Origin of the sequence: Dyella nitratireducens, from assembly GCF_014642835.1 — a bacterium.
GTDB lineage: Bacteria > Pseudomonadota > Gammaproteobacteria > Xanthomonadales > Rhodanobacteraceae > Dyella_B > Dyella_B nitratireducens.
Genome location: NZ_BMJA01000002.1, coordinates 589,677 through 610,988 on the forward strand (window position 1 = coordinate 589,677; position 21,312 = coordinate 610,988).

Genomic DNA, 21,312 nt, shown 5'->3' on the forward strand with positions numbered 1-21,312 from the left:
ATCTGATTGAAATGCTCAGGGCTTGGCAGGTATTGCGCCCGTCGGCGACAAGGACGTAACCCTGGTCAAGCCCTGACAGCGCTATATATTCACCACCAGCGGCTGCGGTTCCTGCAGGAAGTTGCCTTGCACGAAATCCACGCCGCAGGCGAACAGTAGCGACGTGCTGGCGGCATCTTCCACCCACTCGGCCACGGTCAAACGCTTCATCTCGTGTGCCTGCTGACAGATCTCGGTGATCTTCTTCTGGTTTTCCGGATGCTGCGGCAGGTCGGCCATGAAGCTGCGGTCGATCTTCAGATAGTCCGCATCGATATGGTTGAGCAACTGGAACGAGTTCAGGCCGGAGCCGAACTGCTCCAGCGCGAAGGAGCCGCCGAGCTTCTTCCACGCGTTGATGAATTCCTGTGCGGGACGCAGCATCGTCACCACCTTGCTCTCCGTCATTTCCAGCACTAGGCGACCGTGCTTCAAGCTGGCCTGTTTTAGCGCACGATCCAGCCATGGCAGCAGATTGGCTTGTTGCTGCATCGAATCCGGTGTGAGCTTGACGAAGAAGGTGGTAGGAATGCCATGCCGGTCGCGGGCTTTCAGCGCATTGATGGCTTGGTTGAGCACCCAACGGTCGATCTCGGCATTGAGACCGTGCTTCTCTGCGATCGGCATGAAGAAGCCGGGTGAGACTTCGCCTTGCGGGCCATTCATGCGCAGCAGGATTTCCGAGTAATCGCCCTCGGCGTCCTGCAGACTGATGCTCTGCTGGTGGTACAGCACGAATTCGTTTTGCGTGAGGGCGCGCCGCAACAGATTCAGCCAATTACGCTCGCGTTCGGCGTCAGCTTTTTCTCTGGCGGCCGGATCGTGCAGCTCGCTGCGGTTGCCGCCCTGTCCCTGCGCACTGCGCAGCGCCTGGCCGGCTTGGTTCAGCAGCATCTCGTTGTTGGCGTTCTTCTCGCCCAGCAAGCTGCCGCCGATGCTGGCGGTCAGCGTGATCGACTGCGTGCCCAGGTCGAAGATTCCGCTTGAGATGGCTTTCTGTAGGTCATCGATCCAGGCACGGATGGCTTCGTCGGTTTCCGTATGCAGGATGACACCGACCGTATGCTCGGCGAGCAGGCCGGCGATATCTTCCTGCCCAAGCTGTGCGCTGACGCGACGCGCGAAGGCTGCCAGTAACTCGTCAGCCTTGCCCAGGCCGATGTTGTTGACGATATGCGCCCAGTTATCGGGCTCGATCAGCAACATTGTCTGGCCCTTGCGGCCTTCGCTGGCGACGGCCACCGCATTGTCGATGTATTCCAGCGTACGGGCACGGTTGAACAGGCCGGTGACCGGATCACGTTGCAACTGTTCCACCAGGGCTGGATCGACCTGCTGACGCCGGAAGACGATCTGTAGGCAGGGCTCGCTTTCGAAGGTGGCGTGTGCGAATTCTGCCGTGGCAGGGAAGGTACTGCCGTCGGCACGGCGGGCGTGCAGTTCCAGGCGGTACTCGGCTTTCTCGCCTTTCGACAAGGCGCGCAGCAGATTCTTGAAGGCATCGGCATCGGCCGGGCCGATCAGATCGAGCACCGGCAGGCCTAGCAGGTCGTCAAAATCCTCGTAGCCAAACGTGTCCAGGTAGGAGCGATTGGCGCGCACATGCATGCCTTCGTGCACATAGGCGATGGGGTCGTTGGAGGAGTCCAGCAAGGCATCGCAGCGGCGCTCCGATTCGCGCAAGGCTGCTTCCAGTCGCCGTACCTGACGGCGCGCGTGGAGCGACTCGAATTCGCGTCGGATGACGGTAATGAGCTGCTTGGGCTGGCTGCGCGAACCAACGCCATGCACCACACCGTCCTGGAACATATCCGCGACGCTTTGCTCGTCGATTTTCGCGACACAGGCAATCAGGGCAATGTCGCGGGCACTGGCGTCGATCTGTTGAGCCACGCCGCGCAGCGACAACCCAGTGACGGTCGGGTTGTACAAAACCACGTCAGGACCGAGTTCCTCCAACGCAGCATGCACTTGCTCGGCGGTGGTGGCTCGCGTGGGCCGTACGGCGATACCTGCGTTACGCAACAAGGTATTGATCTGTTCCGCGTCCTCGACCGAATTCTCGATGAAGAGGATCTTGATGACGGAGTCTGTCTTCATGGGCGCGTCGTGCTTTCCTTCGATCAGGGCTGCTTGCGCGGAAGGCATCCGAGCGCTAGCCGGCACTCACTCAATATTAAGGTGTTTTAACGGATTCCTTGCCGACCCGCCAGCATCAATGCACGCATTGGTGACGAAGCGCAGGCATAGGGTTGCCGGTGGCCTGTTTTTCATCAAGGGCATGTCGGCCAAACTGGCCTGCCAAGACAGGTCAAAGCGGCCGTTTGGACGGATCGCCACCGACCTCACGTACCAGTTTGGGTACCAGGTAACCGGGCAAGCGGCTGCGCATGCGCTCGATCAGCGCTTGCGCCTGGGCGTCGGTTACCTCGAAATGCGCCGCGCCCTGCACACGGTCAAGCTGATGCAGGTAATAGGGCAGCACCCCTGCGGTAAACATGCGTTCCGACAATGCTATCAGCGTATCGGCTTCGTCATTGATTCCCTTTAGCAGCACGGCTTGGTTGAGTAGCGTGGCTCCGGCTTCGCGCAGGCGTGCGCATGCCTTGTCCACGGAGTCATCGAACTCGTTGGCATGATTGGCGTGCAAGACCACCACCTTCTGCAGCGGCAGCGCCTTCAGCCATTCGACGAAAGACGTATCGATACGCTCAGGCAGCACTACCGGCAAGCGGGTGTGGATGCGCAGGCGGCTGACATGGGGAATATCCGCCAGGCCACGGCTGAGCTCTTCCAGCTTGCCGGTGGCCAGTGCCAGCGGGTCGCCACCGGACAGGATCAGTTCGCTAATGGATTCATCCTGTCGAACATGCTCCAGTGCCTGATGCCATTGGCCGGCTGCCGCCATTTCGTCGCCGTAAGGGAAATGGCGGCGGAAGCAATAGCGGCAGTTCACCGCGCAGCTGCCACTTGCAATCAACAAGGCACGCCCTTGGTATTTGTGCAGCACGCCCTTGGCCGAGCGGGCCGCCATGTCATCCACGGCATCCGTGCTGAAGCCCGGCACTTCATGTGTTTCCGCCAGTTGCGGCAGCACTTGCAGCAGCAGCGGGTCGTGTGGATCACCGGCACGCATGCGGGCGACGAAACCACGGGGCACACGCAGGTTGAAGCCGGCGTCATCAGCGGGCAGGGCATCAGCAAGATGCTCCAGGCTCACATATGCCAATAATTCACGGGCATCGGTAATGGCTTCGCGCCATAGCGTGCGCCAGTCGGCTTCGGGCGGTGATAGGCGGGCGGCGGGGCTTGCGGTTATCATAGTGAGTCTTCAACCGGGTTCAGTGCCCGGGAAGCGCCTATTCTAGCCGCCTGCTGGCGGCATCACATCTGGAGCACAAAGCGCATGGCCACCGTCGGTCTCAACGACGTCAAGAAGGGTATGAAGATCCTTCACAACAATGACCCGTGGGTCATCACCGACGCCGATTTCATCAAGCCCGGCAAAGGTCAGGCGTTCACCCGCATCTTCATTCGCAACCTGAAGAATGGCCGCACCACCGAACAGACGATGAAGTCCAGCGACAGCTTCGAGGTCGCGGACGTTGTCGATACCGATATGCAGTATCTGTATTCCGATGGCGAATACTGGCACTTCATGCATCAGGAAAGCTTCGAGCAGCACCAGGCCAGCAAGGTGGGCATGGGCGATGCGGCCAAGTGGCTCAAGGGTGAAGAGGAGTGTGTGGTTACGCTGTTCAACGGCGAGATCATCGCGGTGCAGCCGCCGAACTTCGTGGAGCTCAAGATTACCGAAACCGACCCGGGCCTGCGTGGCGACACTTCCGGTGGCGGTGGTAAGCCGGCGACGCTGGAAACCGGCGCCGTGGTGCGTGTGCCGTTGTTCGTCAATACGGATGAAGTGATCAAGGTGGACACCCGCACCGGTGAATACGTCAGCCGCGTCGGCAAGTGACCTATCGCCCCGCGCTTAGCGTGGCCACAAGCAATCCCGCGGGGCGGTCATCGTAAGATGTACCGCCCCGTTTCATATCCCCACACAAAGAATCCTCATGACGACCCAGACCGTGCCACAGCCTGTGGATGTACTCATCGAAGCCCGCTGGGTCGTACCGGTCGAACCGCGTGGCGTGGTGCTGGAACATCATGCAGTTGCAGTTCATGCCGATCGCATCGTGGCCATCCTCCCGATCGCTGAGGCCCGCAGCGCCTATATGCCGCGCGAACGCGTTGAACTAGGCGAGCACGTGCTGATCCCCGGTTTGATCAACTCGCACGCGCACAACCCGATGACGCTGATGCGTGGTCTCGCGGACGATCTGCCGCTGATGGTCTGGTTGCAGCAGCACATCTGGCCGGTGGAAGCGCAGGTGATCGGCCCCGAATTCGTGCGCGATGGCGTGGAGCTGGCGATCGCCGAGATGCTGCGTGGCGGAACCACCTGCACCAACGAAAACTATTTTTTCCCGGATGCCATCGGCGCGACTTACCGCAAACATGGTTTCCGTGCCGTCATCGCCTTGCCGGTGATTCAGTTCCCCACGGCATGGGCGCGCACGCAGGACGAATATTTCGAGCGCGCCGGCGAAACGCATGACAGCTTCCGTAACGATCCGCTGATTAGCACTGCCTTTGGGCCGCATGCGCCGTACACCGTGTCCGACGAATCGTTCGAGCGCATTCGCGTGTTGGCCGATCAGCTTGATATTCCTGTGCATCTGCATCTGCATGAAACCGCGCACGAGGTGGATGAGGAACGCAAGAAGAGCGGCCTGCGTCCCTTTCGGCGTTTGCAGAAGCTCGGGCTGATCAACGATCGCCTGATCGCCGTGCACATGACGCAACTCACTGACAGCGAAATTGCCGCCTGCGCCGAAGCCGGCGTGTCAGTGGTGCATTGCCCGGAATCCAACTTGAAATTGGCTTCCGGTTTCTGCCCCGCAGAAAAGTTGCGCAAGGCCGGTGTGAACGTTGCCTTGGGCACCGATGGCACCGCGTCCAACAACGATCTGGACATGTTTGGGGAAATGCGTACCGCAGCGCTGTTGGCCAAGGCGGTGGCTGAAGATGCCGCCGCGTTCGATGCGGAATTTGCGTTGCGCACAGCTACCATCCAGGCCGCCAAGGCGCTGGGCCTGGAAGCCGAGATCGGCTCGATCGAAACCGGCAAGCAGGCGGACCTGGCCGCTGTTCGGTTAAGTGATTTGGAAACGCAGCCCTTGTTCCACATTGTGTCGCAGCTCATCTACGCCACTGGCCGCCATCAGGTCACCGACGTATGGGTCGCCGGCAGGCGCAAGCTGGCTGCGCGCGAACTGGTGGACATGGATCTCGGTGGCATCATGGTGCGCACCCATGCTTGGCGTGAGCGCATCGCGGCACTCGACCCGGTATGAAGCGCTTTCTCGTCATGCTGATGCGTAAGCCGCAACTCGACCCTGCGGTCATACCTCTGCATCAAGCATTCCTGGCTGCACTGCGCGAGCAGGGGCGCAACGAAATGTCCGGCGGTTTCGCCGATAAATCTGGCGGCGCCTATCTGTTACGTGCCGAATCGCTGGAAGATGCGCTGGAGATCGCCCATAGCGACCCGGCGCATACTAGCGGCGGCTGGGATGTCACGGTTTACGAATGGAACACCCACTAAATTTAACGATGGTCAGGTCATCCTTAAGCGGGTCCACGGGAGTTGTTCACCATGCAAGCCACGCAAAACGTCAGTCATAAGGAAATCGCGCGCTTCGACAAACTGGCCGCGCGCTGGTGGGATCCGGACGGCGAGTCGCGGCCGTTGCACGATCTCAATCCCGTGCGCCTCGACTATGTCGCCAAACGCGTCGCCTTGCGTGACGCACGCGTTGCCGATGTGGGTTGCGGCGGCGGTCTGCTGAGCGAAGCGCTGGCACGTGCCGGCGCAGATGTCGTCGGCATCGACATGGGGCTGAAGGTCATCGAGATCGCGCGGCTGCATCTGCACGAATCAAATGTGCAGGTCGATTACCGCAAGCAATCATCGGCGGAACTTGCTGCAGCCGAACCGGCCAGCTTTGATGCCGTGTGCTGCATGGAGCTGATCGAGCACGTCCCCGATCCGGCTGCACTCGTGCACGACCTGGCGGTGATGTTGAAGCCCGGTGCGCCGTTGTTCATGTCCACCCTTAACCGTACGCCGGCTTCGTTTGGCGCCGCGATCATCGGTGCCGAATACATTGCAGGTCTATTGCCGCGCGGTACACATCACTACGCCCAATTCCTCAAGCCTTCCGAACTCGCACGCCTGTTCCGCCAGGAAGGCCTGGAGCTGGAGGACATCAGCGGCCTGGGCTACAACCCGATCACGCGCAAGGCGTGGCTAGGCCGTATCACTGCCGTCAACTATCTTGTCTGCGCACGTAAACCTGCATGAAATCGCTACCTGTATCTCCCCAAGGCGTGTTGTTCGACCTGGATGGCACTTTGCTGGATAGCGCGCCGGATCTGCACGCTGCATTGGCCGTTTATTGCAATGAAGTCGGTGCAGCCGTGCCATCGTATGCGGCGGTGCGCACGGTGGTGTCGCGTGGTTCGCGCGCCATCCTGCGCTGCGCGTTTGATGAAAGCGACGAAGCGCTGCTTGAACGTATGCCGCGCTATCTTGAGCTGTATCACAGTATGATGTCGCGCCACACGCGGCCGTTCGAGGGCATCGAACTGCTGCTCGATGCTCTTGAAGCCGGCGGCATCGCCTGGGGCATTGTTACCAACAAGCCTGGCTACCTCACCGACGATTTGGTGAAACAGATCGGCTGGAGCGAGCGTGTGTGCGCGGTGGTATCCGGCGACACGCTGTCGGTGCGCAAGCCCGATCCTGCTCCCGTGCTGCTGGCATGCGAACGTGCCGGACTGGAACCCGCCCGTTGCCTTTTTGTGGGTGACGATCGCCGTGACGTGCAGGCTGGACGCGACGCCGGGCTCTACACCGTGGCTGTGCAGTGGGGCTATCTCGACGGTGGCGATCCGCATGCGTGGGGCGCTGATGTGGTCGTGGCGCACCCGCGCGACCTGATCGAGCTGCTCACATTGAAGGTTCCCGCGTGAGTGAAGAGGTTTCTCTGCACGGCGCCCTGCAAAGCTACGTCGACAAATGGCTGGCCGTGCAGCCCCAGCAACGGACGGCGCTGGTATTCGTCGACCCGGGCAAGTATCCGGGACATATTGCGCTGGCGGCGTGGGAGCAGGAATTGCTATCGGCTGCCTATGGCATCCGGGAACCGCATGTCGCTGCCACCAAGCTCAATTGGTGGGCGGAAGAATTGAGCGGTGCCGCCGCCAGTGGTGGCAGGCACCCGTTGACCCGCGTGTTATTCGACGACGAGCGAGCCCATGCGATGCCGCAGGAACGCTGGCTCGCTCCTATACTGGCTGCGATGGCGCAATTGGAAGAGGGTACGGCGGTGGATTTCAGCGCCCAACTCAATGCCGCCTCCGCCTTGCATGGTGCGCTGGCTGCGCTGGAAACTGCCTGGTGGTACGGCGAAAGCGCATCGCCGGAACGCACCACACGCGTGGCAACGCTGAACCATCTGCTGTTTGCCCTGCGTCGCCTGCAAGACGATGCGGAACGGGACCGCCTGCCGCTCCCCATGGCGCGTTTGGCGCGCTTCGGCCTGAGCCGAGCCGGCCTGCGCCAGCACAGCGACGCACGAAACCAGGCAATCAAGGCCCAACTGGACGATCTGCGTTCGGCCTGGCGAGAGGCTTCCCGGCTTGATGGTCCACTCAGCGTCTTCCGGGCGCTGGAAACGGGAGAGGGCGAGCGTCTGGTGCGCCAGGCCAGTCGCGCCGACGAACCCTTGAAGGTGTTGCAAAAAGGCGTGCCTGACAGCGGCTTCATGGCGACGTTGCGCGCCTGGCGGGCGGCCCAGCGTTGGCAGCAACGGCTAGCCGGTTAAACGCACTGTTCTCAATGTGAGACTTGTTGCGGCGCGGCGAGCTGCCTCAACATTAGCGCCGTTGCCGCATCCCGGCGGCCTGAGCAAAATCAGCCTTCCTTCGAGCCGAGAGGGGAGGATCGAGGAATTTCCATGCATACCCATGAAAATACCGTTCGCTTGATGCCCGACGTCGCCAGCCAGGCACAGCCGCATCTGGCTGGTGCACTGGATTGGGTCGGCATGGACGGTATCGAGGTGCCGGTGCTGTTTGACGCCGGTGACGGTTCGGTGCAGCGTTCCAGCGCCCAGGTGGGCGCTTTCGTGAATCTCACCCGGCCGGACAAACGCGGCATCCATATGTCGCGCCTGTATCTGCTGGTCGACGAATACCTGAGCACCAGGCCGGTCGACCCCAGCGTGCTGGAATCATTGCTGCGTGGCTTTCTCGAGTCGCACAAGGAGCTGGCCGATCGCGCGCGTATCAGCATTCGTTTCGACCAACTTGTGCGCCGCGCCGCCTTGCGCAGTAGCAACAGCGGCTGGCGTGCGTATCCGGTCTCCATCGAAGCCCATTTGTGCAAGGACGGGTTTCGCCTGGAAGTGGGTACGGAAGTGGTCTACTCCTCGACCTGTCCTGCATCGGCTGCGTTGTCACGTCAGTTAATCCAGGATCAGTTCGCCAAGGATTTCGATGCCGGCAAGCCGCTGGACCGCGCCGCGGTACTGGCTTGGCTGGGTAGCGAGAAGGGCATCGTGGCGACACCGCATGCGCAGCGCAGCGTGGCTCGCTTGCTGGTGCGCTTCCATGATGGTGCGCCGCTGAACTTGATCCACCTGCTCGATTGCGTCGAACAGGTCCTAGGTACACCCGTGCAGACAGCCGTGAAGCGCGAAGACGAACAAGCCTTCGCCCTCGCCAACGGCAGCAACCTGATGTTCTGCGAAGACGCCGCACGCCGCATCCAGCGTGCACTCGATGCCGATGACAGCATCGCCGATTTCCACGTACGCCTCGAGCATCAGGAAAGCCTGCATCCGCACGATGCCGTGGCTTATGCCAGCAAAGGCGTGACCGATGGTTACGGAAACAGGCGGGGCTAATTCAACGCCGGTGAGCGCGCGGTTGTTATCATCCGCCTGTTCGCAGATGAGGAGTTCCCATGAAGATCCGCTACGGAGTGCTTTTGGCCGGCACATGCGCACTTGCCGGCTGCAGTTGGATGCCGCACTTCGGCAAACATGAGACGCTGCCACAACAGCAGACGCTGATGAAGTCGTTGGCTGGTGAAGTTGACTATCACCTCACGCACGACCTGCCGCCCGATGCCTATCTGGTTGTCACACTCAATCGGCACGATGCGCCCGCGGGTGTGATCGCAACCGATCGCATTGCGCCGATCGGCTCGTCGCCGGTCCCGTTCGTGTTGAGCTACGAACCGCGCGACGTCGCCAACGGGACGGATTTCAGGATATCGGCGAGCATCAAGCAGGGTGACCGTACGCTTGCGACCAACGATACGGAGACCAGAGTACTTGGCAACTCTGGCAACGATGGACCGGTGTTGGTAATGATTTCCGAATTGCAATGATGACTGCGTGCGCCACACCCGCCTAGGCGGGTGTAGCAGCATGGCCACGCGCCATTCAACGATCAAACGCCAAACGCTCGCCTCGCACGCTTTCGTCCACGCGCGTGCCATCCCATACGCGTCGTCCATTGACGAACGTTGCCGCAATGGAATGGCTGAAGGTGTAGCCTTCGAATGGCGACCAGCCGCACTTCGACAGCACTTCTTCGCGGCTCACGGTGTGCGGCTTGCGTGGATCGACCAGCACCAGGTCGGCTGCATAGCCTTCGCGCAGAAAACCGCGTTCGTGCACACTGAACAGCGTAGTCGGTGCGTGGCTGACGGCTTCCACCACGCGTTCCAGCGTAAGCTTGCCTTCGGTCACGCGCTGCAGGGCCGCCTGCAGGGCAAATTGCACCAGCGGCAGGCCGGAAGGAGCCTTGTCGTAGAGCTGCGCCTTCTCTTCCAGTAGATGTGGTGCGTGGTCGGTGGCCAGCACGTCGATACGGCTTTCTGCCACGGCCTTGGTAATCGCTTCGCGATCCGCAGCCGTCTTGATGGCCGGATTGCACTTGATCAGAAAGCCCAGCCGTTCGTAATCCGCATCACTGAAATGCAGGAAATGCACACAGGTTTCAGCCGTGATCTGCTTGCCCTTGAGCGGGCCGGGTTGGAACAGAGCCAACTCATCGGCCGTGGAAATATGCAGCACGTGCAGACGTGTGCCGTGCTTTTGCGCCAGCGAGATTGCCAGCCGGGTGGACTTGATGCAGGCCTCGCGCGAGCGGATCAGCGGATGTTCGCGTGCTGGGATGTTGTCGCCGTATTTTTCGCGCGCCTTGGCATGCAGCGCATCGATCATTGGCGTGTCTTCGCAATGCGTAATGATTGGCGTGGGCGCTTCGCGGAAGATGCCGTCCAACGTGTCGGGATTGTCCACCAGCATGTTGCCGGTGGAGGCGCCCATGAACACCTTGATACCCGGCGCGGCTTTCGGATCCAGACTACGAATCGCCTCGAGGTTGTCGTTGCTGGCGCCGAGATAGAACGCGTAGTTCACGGCCGAGGTTTCCGCGGCGCGTGCGTACTTGGCTTCCAGCGATTCGCGATCCAGCGCCGGTGGCTTGGTATTGGGCATCTCCATGAAGCTGGTGATGCCGCCTGCGGCGCAGGCGCGCGACTCGTGCGCGATATCCGCCTTGTGAGTAAGCCCTGGTTCGCGGAAGTGCACCTGGTCGTCGACCATGCCAGGCAGCAGCCACAGGCCGGTGGCATCGATCACCTGTTCGCCAGGGCGCTCGCTCAGGCTGTCGCCGATAGCATCGATGCGGCCGTGCTTGACGCGCAGGTCAGCGTGGAAGCGGCGGCCTTCATTGACCAGTTCGGCGTTCTTGATCAGCCAGTCGGTGGACATGCGAACTCCTCAAAGAAAGGGAAACTTAGAAAGGCCTTTGGACTTGTGCCGCGCTCAAGGAGCCCCATCTTTCGGGACCTTGCCTGAGGCATGACAGCCAGGAAAATGGAAATGCTCGGGCACCGGATCGTTACCGCCCGGGCACAGCGGCTGACAGCGTACTATCCGCCATCCGGCCAGCAAGCCACCTCGCCATGGACCGAAGCGGGAGACAGCAATGCGTGCATAATCCGAGCAACTGGGGTAAAAGCGACAACGCTGTCCTAACAGCGGGCTCACGAAGCGTTTGTAGAGATTGAGCAGGAAGATAATCAATCGACTCACGGCGTTCACATGGCTGCATACCGCTTTGAGACCCAAGAATGTAAGTATCCCAGAAGGACGGTTGCCGGTGTGAAGGGTATTGGGCTATAACAGCCGGCCGCCAAGGCCAAAACGGTGAAGGTAAATGGCGAAAACCACGCATAATTCGACCGCCGCCAAGAAAGCAGTAAAAGGGAAGGCTGCGGGCAAGAGCAACGACACCAAGGTCAGTACGGCCAAGGTCGCTGCCCCCAAGTCCGCGAAAAAGGCGGCACCGGCCAAGAAGGCCGAGGCTAAGAAAGCACCGGCCAAGGCGGTTGCCAAGAAAGCAGCGCCGGCTAAGAAAGCCGTGGCCAAGCCAGTCGCCAAGCCACATCCGAAACAGGCCGAGCCGGCCAAGGCAGTGAAAAAGGCAGCCAAGCCCGAGGTCAAGAAGCCCGAACCCAAGCACGCTGCGCCTGCCCCCAAACCGGCGCCGGCGCCCGCCAAAAAACCGGCGGAAAAAACCGTTGCCAAGCCTGCGGCCTCGAAACCAGCTCCGGCTCCTGCCACGCCGGCCCCGGTATCAAAGGCGGCAACAGCTACACAAACTGCAACACCTCAGGTCGTATCATCACCTGTCGTCCGGCCCATTACAGGCAAGGTGGCCAGTGCCGTGGGACACGCCCCGGTACCGCGCGTAGCGAATGCCACTGCGCAAAACTCCTCCAGCAAGAAGCAGAAAACCACGCAGTCATCAATGAACAGCTCCGCTACAACGCTCGATAATGGTGTAACCCGCGAAGACGGCCGTTACGCCCTGCCCATCACCACGAATATCGATCTGCCTCCGGGCTATCGTCCTTCGTCCGACGAGGAGTACATGAATCCCCGTCATCTTGCGTACTTCCGCAACAAGCTGCGCACCTGGCGTGAGCAGTTGGTGGAAGAGTCGCGCCAGACCATGGAAAACCTCCGTGACGAGGTGCGTGACGTCGGCGATGAAGCCGAGCGCGCCACCCGCGAGACGGAAAACTCCCTGGAGCTGCGCACCCGCGACCGCTACCGCAAGTTGATTTCCAAGATCGACAAGGCGCTCCGCCGCATCGAGGAAGGCCGTTACGGCTACTGCGAAGAGACCGATGAGGAAATCGGCCTCGAGCGCCTGGATGCCCGCCCGATCGCCACGCTGTCGCTGGATGCGCAGGAGCGTCGCGAGCATCTGCAGAAGCAGATGGGTGACTGATCCGTTAGGTATCAACACATGAAAAGCCCCGCCTGGTGCGGGGCTTTTCGTAGATTGGGGTGCAAGCCCCAACATTGCCATGCAGGCAAGGCCGTGACGTTGGGGTTTGCATCCCAACCTACAGCTTTGCAGCCGCGTATGCCTTCAGCTTCACCAACATCGCCGCCAAGCCATTCGAACGCGTCGGCGACAAATGCTTGGCCAGCCCGATTTCCTGGATGAACGCTGGTTCCGTCGCGACGATCTCGGCCGCTGGCCGATCGGAATACACGCGCAGCACCAGAGCGATCAGACCGGAAACGATGGCCGAGTCGCTGGTGGCGTCGAAGTGCATGTTCGAAGCATCGCCGCTGGGCACCAGCCAGACCATCGACTGGCAACCGTGCACGCGGTATTCCTCGGTCTTCCCGTCTTCCGGAAACGGCGGGAGCTGTTTGCCGAGATCGATCAGGTATTGGTAGCGCTCGGTCCAGTCGCCGAAGAAGGCGAACTCGTCGGCGATGTCCTGTTGAGCCTGGGCGGCGCTGGCGGGGGCAAGAGTGTTCATGGATAAATTATGGCGCGGTTGGCCTTAGCTCGGGCCAAACCGCAGTATTTCAATGCTTCGCTACGCTCCAGCGTGTGCCCTGGACGCCGTCTTCGATCACCACGCCCATGGCGGTCAATTCGCCGCGGATCGCATCAGCCCGCGCAAAATCGCGTGCGGCGCGTGCGGCGCGGCGTTCTTCCAGCAATGCCTCGACGCGCTCGGCATTTACCTCACTGCCTCCGGCCTGTTTGAACCACGTTTCGGGATCCTGCTGCAACAGGCCAAGCACCGCGCCACCGCCGAGCAAGGCGGCCTTGGCGGCGGCGCTGGGCATTTGCCGAGCGGCATCGGCCAATAGCGACAGCTCCGCGAGAGCTTGTGGGGTGTTGAGGTCGTCGCAAAGAGCTGCTTCCAGGCGCCCTGGTACCGGCAGCGGCTGCGTCGTATCGACGGTGATGTCACTTAGTTCGCGCAGCACGCGATACCATCCATCCAGCGTACTGATGGCCTGGGCGATGGCCGCCTCCGACCAGTCCAGCGGTTGGCGGTAGTGGCCGCGCAACAGCAGCAGGCGCAGCGCTTCGTGCGGATGCATCTTGAGCAACTCATGCACGTGCAGCACGTTGCCCAGTGATTTGGACATCTTGCGCCCTTCAAAGGTGAGCATGCCGTTGTGCAGCCACCAGCGCGCGAACGTTTTGCCGCCGTGTGCGCACGTCGATTGGGCGATTTCGTTTTCGTGATGCGGAAACTGCAAGTCCACGCCACCGGCATGGATGTCGATGGTTTCGCCCAGATGCGCCGCACTCATTGCCGAGCATTCGATATGCCAGCCGGGCCGGCCGCGACCCCAGGGACTGTCCCAACCAGGCAGTTCCGGAGTGGAGGGCTTCCACAACACGAAGTCGGTAGAGCTCTTCTTATAAGGTGCCACTTCCACGCGCGCACCGGCGATCAGTTCGTCGGTGTCGCGGCCGGACAACTCACCGTAGGCGGGATAGGAGTCCACGTCGAAAAGAACATGCCCCTCGGCCTCGTAGGCGTGACCGTTGCCGATCAGCGTCTGGATCATCTCGATGATCTCGCCGATGTGCGCGGTGGCATACGGCTCGACGTCCGGCGTGGCGATGCCCAACCCAGCCATGTCCTCACGGTAGGCCTGGGCGAAACGGCTGGTGATCTGACCGATCGGCACACCTTGTTCGAGGGCGGCGGCGTTGATCTTGTCGTCTACGTCGGTGATGTTGCGGGCATAGACAACCTGGGGATAATGCCGGCGCAGCAACTTCACCAGCACGTCGAACACCACTGGGCCGCGCGCATTGCCGATGTGGACATAGTTGTAGACCGTGGGCCCGCACAGATACACCGTCACCCGGCTCGGATCGAGCGGCGAGAAAGGCTCGATGCGGCGGCTGAGGCTGTTGTAGAGCGAGATCGGCATGGCGGGCGGCACGGTCGAGTTAGTAAGCCCACCATCTTATCAAGCTCTTACGGCGGTACTGTCGGGAAATGTCTTAAAAGTTTCGAAAACCGGCCTGGAACAAGGCACTAAGTTGCGGTAGTTCTAAGCGTGGATTCAGAGTGAATTTGCTGGAATTTCAACATACGCGCAGTGCGCCCTCATTCCTCTTCTGGAGGTTGTCCATGAATAACAAGATGCTGTTGATCCCCCTGCTTGGGTTAGCCGTGATGTCCACGGGCGCGATGGCGCAGGACGGCGGATATCCGCCACCCCCGCCGCCTTCGCAGGGCGCTCCCGGAGCCGGGGCCGACAATGCGCACTACGCATGGGCTGACGTGCTGCGTGTCGATCCGGTCTATGGCGTCGCCCGTACGGCTGCGCCGAGTACGCAGTGCTATGACCAGCAGGTGGTACAGCAGACGCCGGGTAACAAAGGCGTCGGCACCGTGCTCGGTGCCGTAGTCGGTGGCGTGCTCGGCAGCACCATCGGCCATGGCCGCGGCAATACGGCGGCCATCGTGGGTGGCGCGGTGGCGGGCGGTGCAGTCGGTAATGCTGTTTCCAGCAATGGCCAGACCTACACCAGCAACCAGACGGTCTGCCAGCCTGTGACCCAGGTCAGCGAGCAACGCCAGATCATCGGCTACGACGTGGAATATCGCTATCACGGCGACGTCTATATGTCTCGCCTAAGCTACGACCCAGGCGAGCGCCTGCGGGTGCGGGTCAGCGTCTCACCCGCTGACTAACCGGCGTCACGGCTTCATCAAGGCGACCGCTGCCTCCGGCACGGTCGCCTTTCTTTTGTGAAAAATTTTCTGTTGCATGGCAACGAAAATCCCGTCATGATTGAGATTCAACCACCCGGAAACCTCATGTCTTCAGCCGTCTATACCGCTACCGTGCTTACCAGCGCCCGCATGGCTGCTGGCATGACGTCGCGTGCGCGCCGACCGCTGAATCGACATTCAGCCGGGTAGGCTGTCGCCACGTTGCATGTGTAATACGACGACGAAACCCGGCCCTTGTGCCGGGTTTTTTGTTTTTTCGACGGGAGTTAACGATGTCGCTTCGTCATTTCCTTACCACCCAGGACTACAGCCGCACCGAGATCGACGCGCTGCTTGAACAGGCTGCGGCCTTCAAGCGTTCGCCGCGTGGCCAGCAACTGGCCGGCAAATCGGTGGCGCTGCTGTTCTTCAATCCATCGATGCGTACGCGTACGAGCTTCGAGCTGGGTGCGTTCCACCTCGGTGGCCATGCCATCGTGCTGTCGCCCGGCAAGGACGCATGGCCGATCGAATTCCGCCCCAACGTAGTGATGGATGGCGAAGCGGAAGAACACATCGCCGAAGTGGCGCGCGTGCTTAGCCGTTATGTCGATCTGATTGCAGTGCGCGCTTTTCCGAAATTCCAGGACTGGTCGGTGGATCGCGAAGATGCGGTGATCAAGGCGTTCGCCCAGTACGCCACCGTGCCGGTGATCAACATGGAAACCATCACGCATCCGTGCCAGGAGCTTGCACATGCGCTGGCGCTGAAAGAGCGCTTTGGTGACCTTGCCGGCCGCAAGTACGTACTTACGTGGACTTATCACCCGAAGCCTCTGAACACCGCCGTGGCCAACTCGGCACTGCTGATCGCCACCAAGATGGGCATGAACGTCACGCTGCTGTGTCCCACGTCTGATTACGTGCTGGACGAGCGCTACATGGCGTTTGGCGAGCAGAATGCCAAAGAGAACGGTGGCTCACTCACCGTCAGCCACAACATCGAAGAGGCCTATCGCGGTGCCGATGTGGTGTACGCAAAGAGCTGGGGCGCACTGCCGTTCTTCGGTCGCTGGGAAGGAGAAAAGCCAATTCGCGACGCGCATAAGCATTTCATCGTCGACGAAGCGAAGATGGCGCTCACCAACCATGGGGTGTTCAGTCACTGCCTGCCGCTGCGCCGAAACATCAAGGCTACCGATGCCGTCATGGATTCGCCTGCCTGCATCGCCATCGACGAAGCCGAGAACCGCCTGCACGTGCAAAAAGCGGTCATGACGTCATTGATCGCACAACGCTGAGCTGCGCATGTATCTGCCCAAGTCCTTCCAAGAAACGCGTAGCGATGTACTGCATGCGCTGATTCGCGACTATCCGTTTGCCACCATCGTCATGCATGGCGACAACGGCTTGGCGGCGAATCATGTGCCGCTGGAGCTGGTGGGCGATGCATCGCTGCACGGACACGTTGCGCGTGGCAATGAGCTGTCGAAGGCCGATGGCGCACAGGTGCTGGTGATCTTCCACGGTGCGGATGGCTACGTCAGCCCTAACTGGTATCCCAGCAAGCACGAGACCGGGCGCGAAGTTCCTACCTGGAATTATGCAGTGGTACACGCCCATGGCCGCTTGCGCGTGGTGGAAGATCACACCTGGTTGCGCGGCCTGTTGGAGCGGCTGACCGATCGTCACGAAGCTTCGCAGCCGAAGCCGTGGCATGTCGGTGATGCACCGGAAGATCACATCGAAAAGATGCTGCGTCTGATCGTGGGTATCGACATCGCGATCGAGCGCATCGAAGGCAAATTCAAGCTGAGCCAGAACCATCCGGATGCCAATCGCGCTGGCGTGCTGCGCGGTTTGGCCGAACGCGACGGCCGGCGTGATGCCGAGCTGGCCGCACTGATGCAACAAGCCGAGGAGCGTCGACATGGGTGATCGGCAGCACCAGTATCCTGTTCAAGTGCTATGGACAGGCAACCACGGCAGCGGCACCAAGACCTATCAAGGTTACGGCCGGGAGCATGAAGTGCATGTCGCCGGCAAACCGGTGATCGCTGGCTCGTCCGACGCTGCCTTTCGCGGCGACGGCAGCAAGCACAATCCCGAAGACATGCTGGTGGCCGCGCTGTCGAGCTGCCACATGCTTTGGTATCTGCATCTTGCCGCTGTGGCAGGCGTGGTGGTAACCGAGTACGTCGACGATGCCGTCGGTACGCTACTGGAGTGCGGTAACGATGGGCGCTTCACCGAAGTCGTGTTGCGCCCGCGCGTCACCATCACCGCCCATAGCGATCCCGAAGCCGCAAAACGCGTGCACGACGATGCACACCACGCCTGTTTCATCGCCAATTCCGTCAATTTTCCGGTGCGCTGCGAACCACGCATTGTCATCGAATCCGTGTAAACCACCTTTCTTTTTGGATCTCGCATCATGAGCAAAGACATCGTTCTGGCCTTCTCCGGTGGTCTCGACACCAGCTTCTGCATCCCCTATCTGCAGGAGCGCGGCTGGGCCGTGCACACCGTGTTCGCTGATACTGGCGGCGTGGATGCCGAGGAACGCGCCTATATCGAAGCGCGTGCCAAGGAATTGAAGGCGGCCAGCCACGTCACCATCGATGGCGGTCCGGCAATCTGGAACGGCTTCGTCAAGCCCTTCGTGTGGGCCGGCGAGGGGTACCAGGGCCAGTACCCGCTGCTGGTGTCCGACCGCTACCTGATCGTGGATGCCGCGCTCGAGCGTTGCGCGCAACTGGGCACCAAGGCGATCGCACACGGCTGCACCGGCATGGGTAACGACCAGGTACGTTTCGACCTCGCCGTGAAAGCGCAGGGCGATTACGAAATCGTGGCGCCGATCCGCGAAATCCAGAAAGAACACACCGAAGTGCGCGCCTATGAGCAGAAATATCTGGAAGCCAAGGGCTTCGGTGTGCGCGCGAAGCAGAAGGCCTACACCATCAATGAGAACCTGCTCGGCGTGACCATGTCCGGTGGCGAGATCGATCGCTGGCAGACGCCGGGCGAAGGCGCCGTCGGCTGGTGCAAGCCGCGTTCCGAATGGCCGTCCAAATCATTGCGACTGACGCTGAGCTTTGTCCATGGTGAAGCCGTAGCGCTGGACGGCGAAAAGATCGACGGCCATAAACTGCTCGCCAAGCTCAACGGCCTGCTCGCGTCGTATGGCGTGGGCCGCGGCATCTACACCGGCGACACCACCATTGGCCTCAAGGGCCGCATCATTTTCGAGGCGCCTGGCCTCACCGCCTTGCTGGTGGCGCATCGCGCGTTGGAAGAAGCGGTGCTGACCAAGCAGCAGAACCGCTTCAAGCCGGACGTGGCGCGCAAGTGGGTGGAACTGGTCTACGAAGGTTTCTTCCACGACCCGCTGAAAACCGACCTGGAAGCCTTCCTCGCGTCGAGCCAGTCGACCGTCAATGGCGACGTTACCTTGGAAACCAGCGGCGGCATCATCAATGCAGTCGCGGTGGAATCCAAGCACATCCTCAACGCCAAGGGTGCCACTTACGCGCAGGCGGCAGACTGGGGCGTGGCGGAAGCGGAAGGCTTCATCAAGCTGTTCGGCATGAGCAGCACGTTGTGGGCCGAGGTGAACCGATGAGTGCTGCGGACCTCGGGGCCCACGATCCGGGACTCGGCACGGCGTTGCTCGATGCGACGCTGAAGCATTTGCGTGCCTTGGTGTCCTTCGATACGCGTAACCCCCCGCGCTCGATTGGCACTGGCGGCATCTTCGATTATCTGCGCGAGCAACTGCCGGATTTCGATGTGCGCGTGACCGATTATGGTGCCGGCGCGGTAACGCTGTACGCCGTGCGCGGCAAGCCGAAATATCTGTTCAACGTACATCTGGATACCGTGCCGGACTCGCCGCATTGGACGCGTGATCCGCATGTGCTGGACGTGACGTCCGATCGCGCGATCGGTCTTGGCGCTTGCGACATCAAAGGTGCGGCGGCGGCACTGGTTGCCGTGGCGAACGCCTGCCAAGGCGACCTTGCCTTGCTGCTCTCCACTGACGAAGAAGCGAACGATCCGCGTTGTATCGCCGGCTTCCTCAAAGAAGGGCACAAGTACGATGCGGTGATCGTGGCCGAGCCGACGCGTGGCGAAGCAGTACTCGCGCACCGTGGCATCCATTCGGTGCAGATGCGCTTCACGGGGCAAGCCGGCCACGCCTCAGGCGAGATCAAGGCCACCGACAGTGCCGTACATCAGGCCATACGTTGGGGTGCTTCGGCACTGGAATACGTCGAAAGCCTGTCGCACGAGCGTTTCGGCGGCCTCACGGGTTTGCGCTTCAACATCGGCCGGGTGGAGGGCGGCATCAAGGCAAACATGATCGCGCCTACGGCTGACGTGCGTTTCGGCTTCCGTCCCTTGCCCAGCATGGACCCGGACCAGCTGCTGGAAACGTTCCGCGCGTTGGTGGAACCCAAACCGGTCAGTTACGAAGAACTCTTCCGCGGCATGTCCTTGCCTGCCGGGGACGTTTCCAACGCCGAGGCACGCCGCCTTGCCGCACGTGACATTGCCGATGAACTCGGCATTCCCGTCGGCAATGCCGTGAACTTCTGGACCGAGGCTGCATTGTTTTCGGAAGCCGGCTACATCTCCTTCGTCTACGGCCCCGGTGACATCGCGCAGGCGCATACCGCCGACGAATGGGTCGCACTGGATCAATTGCAAAAATACGCAGAGACCATCTACGAGATCGTGAACCGTGGAAGCACATAAGAACACTCGCCAGACCATTGTGCGCCTGCTCTCCGCCATGGGCAGCGCCAAGGAAATCCAGCAGTACCTCAAGCGCTTTTCACAGCTGGATGCCAAGCGCTTCGCCGTGGTGAAAGTGGGCGGCGCGGTGTTGCGCGACGAGCTCAATGATCTGACTTCGTCGTTGACCTTCCTGCAGCAGGTAGGCCTCACGCCGATCGTGCTGCATGGCGCCGGTCCGCAGCTCGATGAGGAATTGCAGGCCGCAGGCATCACCAAGCAGACCGTCAACGGCTTGCGTGTCACCTCGCCGAAAGCCTTGGGCATCGTGCGCCGTGTCTTCCAGCAGCAGAACCTGCGCCTGGTCGAAGCTCTGCAGGCGATGGATACGCGTGCCACCTCGGTGCCGTCCGGCGTGTTCATGTCCAGCTTCCTGGACAAGGATGTCTACGGCATGGTGGGCAAGGTCGACAGCATCAACCTCGCGCCGATCGAAGCGAGCTTGCGCGCTGGCTCCATTCCGGTGATCGCGAGTCTCGGCGAAACGGATGAAGGCCAGTTCCTCAACATCAATGCCGACTTCGCCGCCAATGAACTGGTGCGCGTGCTACAGCCGTACAAGATCGTCTTCCTGACCGGTACGGGCGGCCTGCTGGACGACCAGGGCCAGATCATCGATTCGATCAACCTGAGCACCGAATTCGAACACCTGATTCAGCAACCGTGGATCAACGGCGGCATGCGCGTGAAGATCGAGCAGATTGCCGATCTGCTGCAGAGTCTGCCGTTGACCTCGTCGGTGTCGATCACGCGTCCGTCGGAATTGGCCAAGGAGCTGTTCACGCACAAAGGCTCCGGCACGCTGGTACGCCGCGGCGAAAAGGTATTCCGATTTGAAAGCTGGGATGGCGTAGACCAGGCACGCATGCGAGAACTGATCGAATCCAGCTTTGGTCGCAAAGTGGTCGATGACTATTTCGTGCGCACCAGGCCTTATCGCATTTACGTCAGCGAAAACTATCGTGCCGCGATGATCCTCACCAGCGAGGATGGCCTGGTCTACCTCGACAAGTTCGCCGTGCTCGACGATGCGCAGGGCGAAGGCCTTGGCCGCGCCGTCTGGCTGGTGATGCGTGAGGAAAACCCGAAACTGTTCTGGCGTTCGCGTCACGGCAACACCATCAATCATTTCTACTACGCCGAATCGGACGGCTGCTACAAGCAGGAACGCTGGAAGGTCTTCTGGTACGGCCTGGATGGCTTCGACACGATCGCGCGCTGCGTCGAACACTGCGCGACACGCCAACCCACTTTGATCGACTGAA

Annotated in this window: 22 protein-coding genes; 16 read left to right on the forward strand and 6 right to left on the reverse strand. The window is 61.0% G+C overall.

Annotated features, from left to right (window positions below; translation table 11 throughout):
• Positions 1–81: 81 nt before the first annotated feature.
• A complete protein-coding gene (locus tag IEX75_RS13655; protein ID WP_188794845.1) occupies positions 82–2,139 on the reverse strand; it encodes an EAL domain-containing response regulator in 2,058 nt (685 codons plus the stop codon).
• A 211-nt stretch (positions 2,140–2,350) separates the two neighbouring features.
• Positions 2,351–3,361 carry an EF-P beta-lysylation protein EpmB gene (epmB, locus tag IEX75_RS13660; protein ID WP_188794846.1) on the reverse strand — a complete coding sequence of 337 codons (1,011 nt, stop codon included), beginning with the start codon at positions 3,359–3,361 and terminating at the stop codon, positions 2,351–2,353.
• Between the two features lie 84 nt (positions 3,362–3,445).
• On the opposite strand from epmB, the gene efp reads away from it, so the two are divergent.
• The 8 genes from efp to IEX75_RS13700 all read left to right on the forward strand — a co-directional run bounded on the left by efp (position 3,446) and on the right by IEX75_RS13700 (position 9,562).
• Positions 3,446–4,015, forward strand: a complete 570-nt coding sequence (gene efp / locus IEX75_RS13665; protein WP_188794847.1) for an elongation factor P — start codon at positions 3,446–3,448, stop codon at positions 4,013–4,015.
• 97 nt (positions 4,016–4,112) lie between these two features.
• Positions 4,113–5,456 carry a TRZ/ATZ family hydrolase gene (locus tag IEX75_RS13670; RefSeq protein ID WP_188794848.1) on the forward strand — a complete coding sequence of 448 codons (1,344 nt, stop codon included), beginning with the start codon at positions 4,113–4,115 and terminating at the stop codon, positions 5,454–5,456.
• Entirely contained in the window at positions 5,453–5,707 is a 255-nt protein-coding gene (locus tag IEX75_RS13675) for a YciI family protein (RefSeq protein ID WP_188794849.1), read from the forward strand. The genes IEX75_RS13670 and IEX75_RS13675 overlap by 4 nt, the downstream gene beginning before the upstream one ends.
• 51 nt (positions 5,708–5,758) lie before the next feature.
• Positions 5,759–6,466, forward strand: a complete 708-nt coding sequence (gene ubiG / locus IEX75_RS13680; protein ID WP_188794850.1) for a bifunctional 2-polyprenyl-6-hydroxyphenol methylase/3-demethylubiquinol 3-O-methyltransferase UbiG — start codon at positions 5,759–5,761, stop codon at positions 6,464–6,466.
• Positions 6,463–7,137: a phosphoglycolate phosphatase gene (gene gph / locus IEX75_RS13685; protein WP_188794851.1), complete on the forward strand. Its 675-nt coding sequence runs from the start codon at positions 6,463–6,465 to the stop codon at positions 7,135–7,137. Before ubiG ends, gph begins: the two co-directional genes overlap by 4 nt.
• Positions 7,134–7,991 (forward strand): squalene/phytoene synthase family protein, encoded by an 858-nt coding sequence (locus IEX75_RS13690; protein ID WP_188794852.1) that lies wholly within the window; start codon positions 7,134–7,136, stop codon positions 7,989–7,991. Before gph ends, IEX75_RS13690 begins: the two co-directional genes overlap by 4 nt.
• 132 nt (positions 7,992–8,123) lie before the next feature.
• Positions 8,124–9,074, forward strand: a complete 951-nt coding sequence (gene folE2 / locus IEX75_RS13695; RefSeq protein ID WP_188794853.1) for a GTP cyclohydrolase FolE2 — start codon at positions 8,124–8,126, stop codon at positions 9,072–9,074.
• A gap of 59 nt (positions 9,075–9,133) precedes the next feature.
• Positions 9,134–9,562 carry a YbaY family lipoprotein gene (locus IEX75_RS13700; RefSeq protein WP_188794854.1) on the forward strand — a complete coding sequence of 143 codons (429 nt, stop codon included), beginning with the start codon at positions 9,134–9,136 and terminating at the stop codon, positions 9,560–9,562.
• A 55-nt stretch (positions 9,563–9,617) separates the two neighbouring features.
• Here the strand turns inward: IEX75_RS13700 and IEX75_RS13705 are convergent, their stop codons facing one another.
• Both IEX75_RS13705 and yidD read right to left on the reverse strand, forming a co-directional pair.
• Complete coding sequence (locus IEX75_RS13705; RefSeq protein WP_188794855.1) at positions 9,618–10,955, reverse strand: dihydroorotase; 1,338 nt, start codon at positions 10,953–10,955, stop codon at positions 9,618–9,620.
• A 54-nt stretch (positions 10,956–11,009) separates the two neighbouring features.
• Complete coding sequence (gene yidD / locus IEX75_RS13710) at positions 11,010–11,288, reverse strand: membrane protein insertion efficiency factor YidD (protein WP_425490560.1); 279 nt, start codon at positions 11,286–11,288, stop codon at positions 11,010–11,012.
• A gap of 115 nt (positions 11,289–11,403) precedes the next feature.
• Here yidD and dksA point away from each other — a divergent pair, with 115 nt between their 5' ends.
• A complete protein-coding gene (dksA, locus tag IEX75_RS24175; RefSeq protein WP_229720818.1) occupies positions 11,404–12,483 on the forward strand; it encodes an RNA polymerase-binding protein DksA in 1,080 nt (359 codons plus the stop codon).
• 118 nt (positions 12,484–12,601) lie between these two features.
• Here dksA and IEX75_RS13720 read toward each other — a convergent pair whose 3' ends face one another.
• Together IEX75_RS13720 and cysS are read right to left on the reverse strand one after the other, a co-directional pair.
• The gene (locus IEX75_RS13720) at positions 12,602–13,030 is read right to left on the reverse strand and encodes a SufE family protein (protein ID WP_188794857.1); all 429 of its coding nucleotides are present in this window, start codon (positions 13,028–13,030) and stop codon (positions 12,602–12,604) included.
• Between the two features lie 49 nt (positions 13,031–13,079).
• Positions 13,080–14,456: a cysteine--tRNA ligase gene (gene cysS, locus IEX75_RS13725; RefSeq protein ID WP_188794858.1), complete on the reverse strand. Its 1,377-nt coding sequence runs from the start codon at positions 14,454–14,456 to the stop codon at positions 13,080–13,082.
• Positions 14,457–14,659: 203 nt separating this feature from the next.
• Between cysS and IEX75_RS13730 the strand changes: the two genes are divergently transcribed.
• From IEX75_RS13730 to IEX75_RS13760, 7 genes are all read left to right on the forward strand, one after another.
• Entirely contained in the window at positions 14,660–15,226 is a 567-nt protein-coding gene (locus IEX75_RS13730) for a glycine zipper 2TM domain-containing protein (RefSeq protein WP_229720819.1), read from the forward strand.
• Between the two features lie 314 nt (positions 15,227–15,540).
• On the forward strand, positions 15,541–16,548 hold the full coding sequence (locus IEX75_RS13735; RefSeq protein WP_188794859.1) for an N-acetylornithine carbamoyltransferase: 1,008 nt from the start codon (positions 15,541–15,543) through the stop codon (positions 16,546–16,548).
• Between the two features lie 7 nt (positions 16,549–16,555).
• Positions 16,556–17,185, forward strand: a complete 630-nt coding sequence (locus IEX75_RS13740; protein ID WP_188794860.1) for an FMN-binding negative transcriptional regulator — start codon at positions 16,556–16,558, stop codon at positions 17,183–17,185.
• On the forward strand, positions 17,178–17,654 hold the full coding sequence (locus tag IEX75_RS13745; protein ID WP_188794861.1) for an OsmC family protein: 477 nt from the start codon (positions 17,178–17,180) through the stop codon (positions 17,652–17,654). The genes IEX75_RS13740 and IEX75_RS13745 overlap by 8 nt, the downstream gene beginning before the upstream one ends.
• 24 nt (positions 17,655–17,678) lie before the next feature.
• Positions 17,679–18,872 carry an argininosuccinate synthase gene (locus tag IEX75_RS13750; RefSeq protein ID WP_188795691.1) on the forward strand — a complete coding sequence of 398 codons (1,194 nt, stop codon included), beginning with the start codon at positions 17,679–17,681 and terminating at the stop codon, positions 18,870–18,872.
• On the forward strand, positions 18,869–20,008 hold the full coding sequence (locus IEX75_RS13755) for an acetylornithine deacetylase (RefSeq protein ID WP_188794862.1): 1,140 nt from the start codon (positions 18,869–18,871) through the stop codon (positions 20,006–20,008). Before IEX75_RS13750 ends, IEX75_RS13755 begins: the two co-directional genes overlap by 4 nt.
• A 37-nt stretch (positions 20,009–20,045) precedes the next feature.
• Positions 20,046–21,311, forward strand: coding sequence for an acetylglutamate kinase (locus IEX75_RS13760; RefSeq protein ID WP_229720895.1), 1,266 nt, complete (start codon positions 20,046–20,048; stop codon positions 21,309–21,311).
• Position 21,312: the final 1 nt, after the last annotated feature.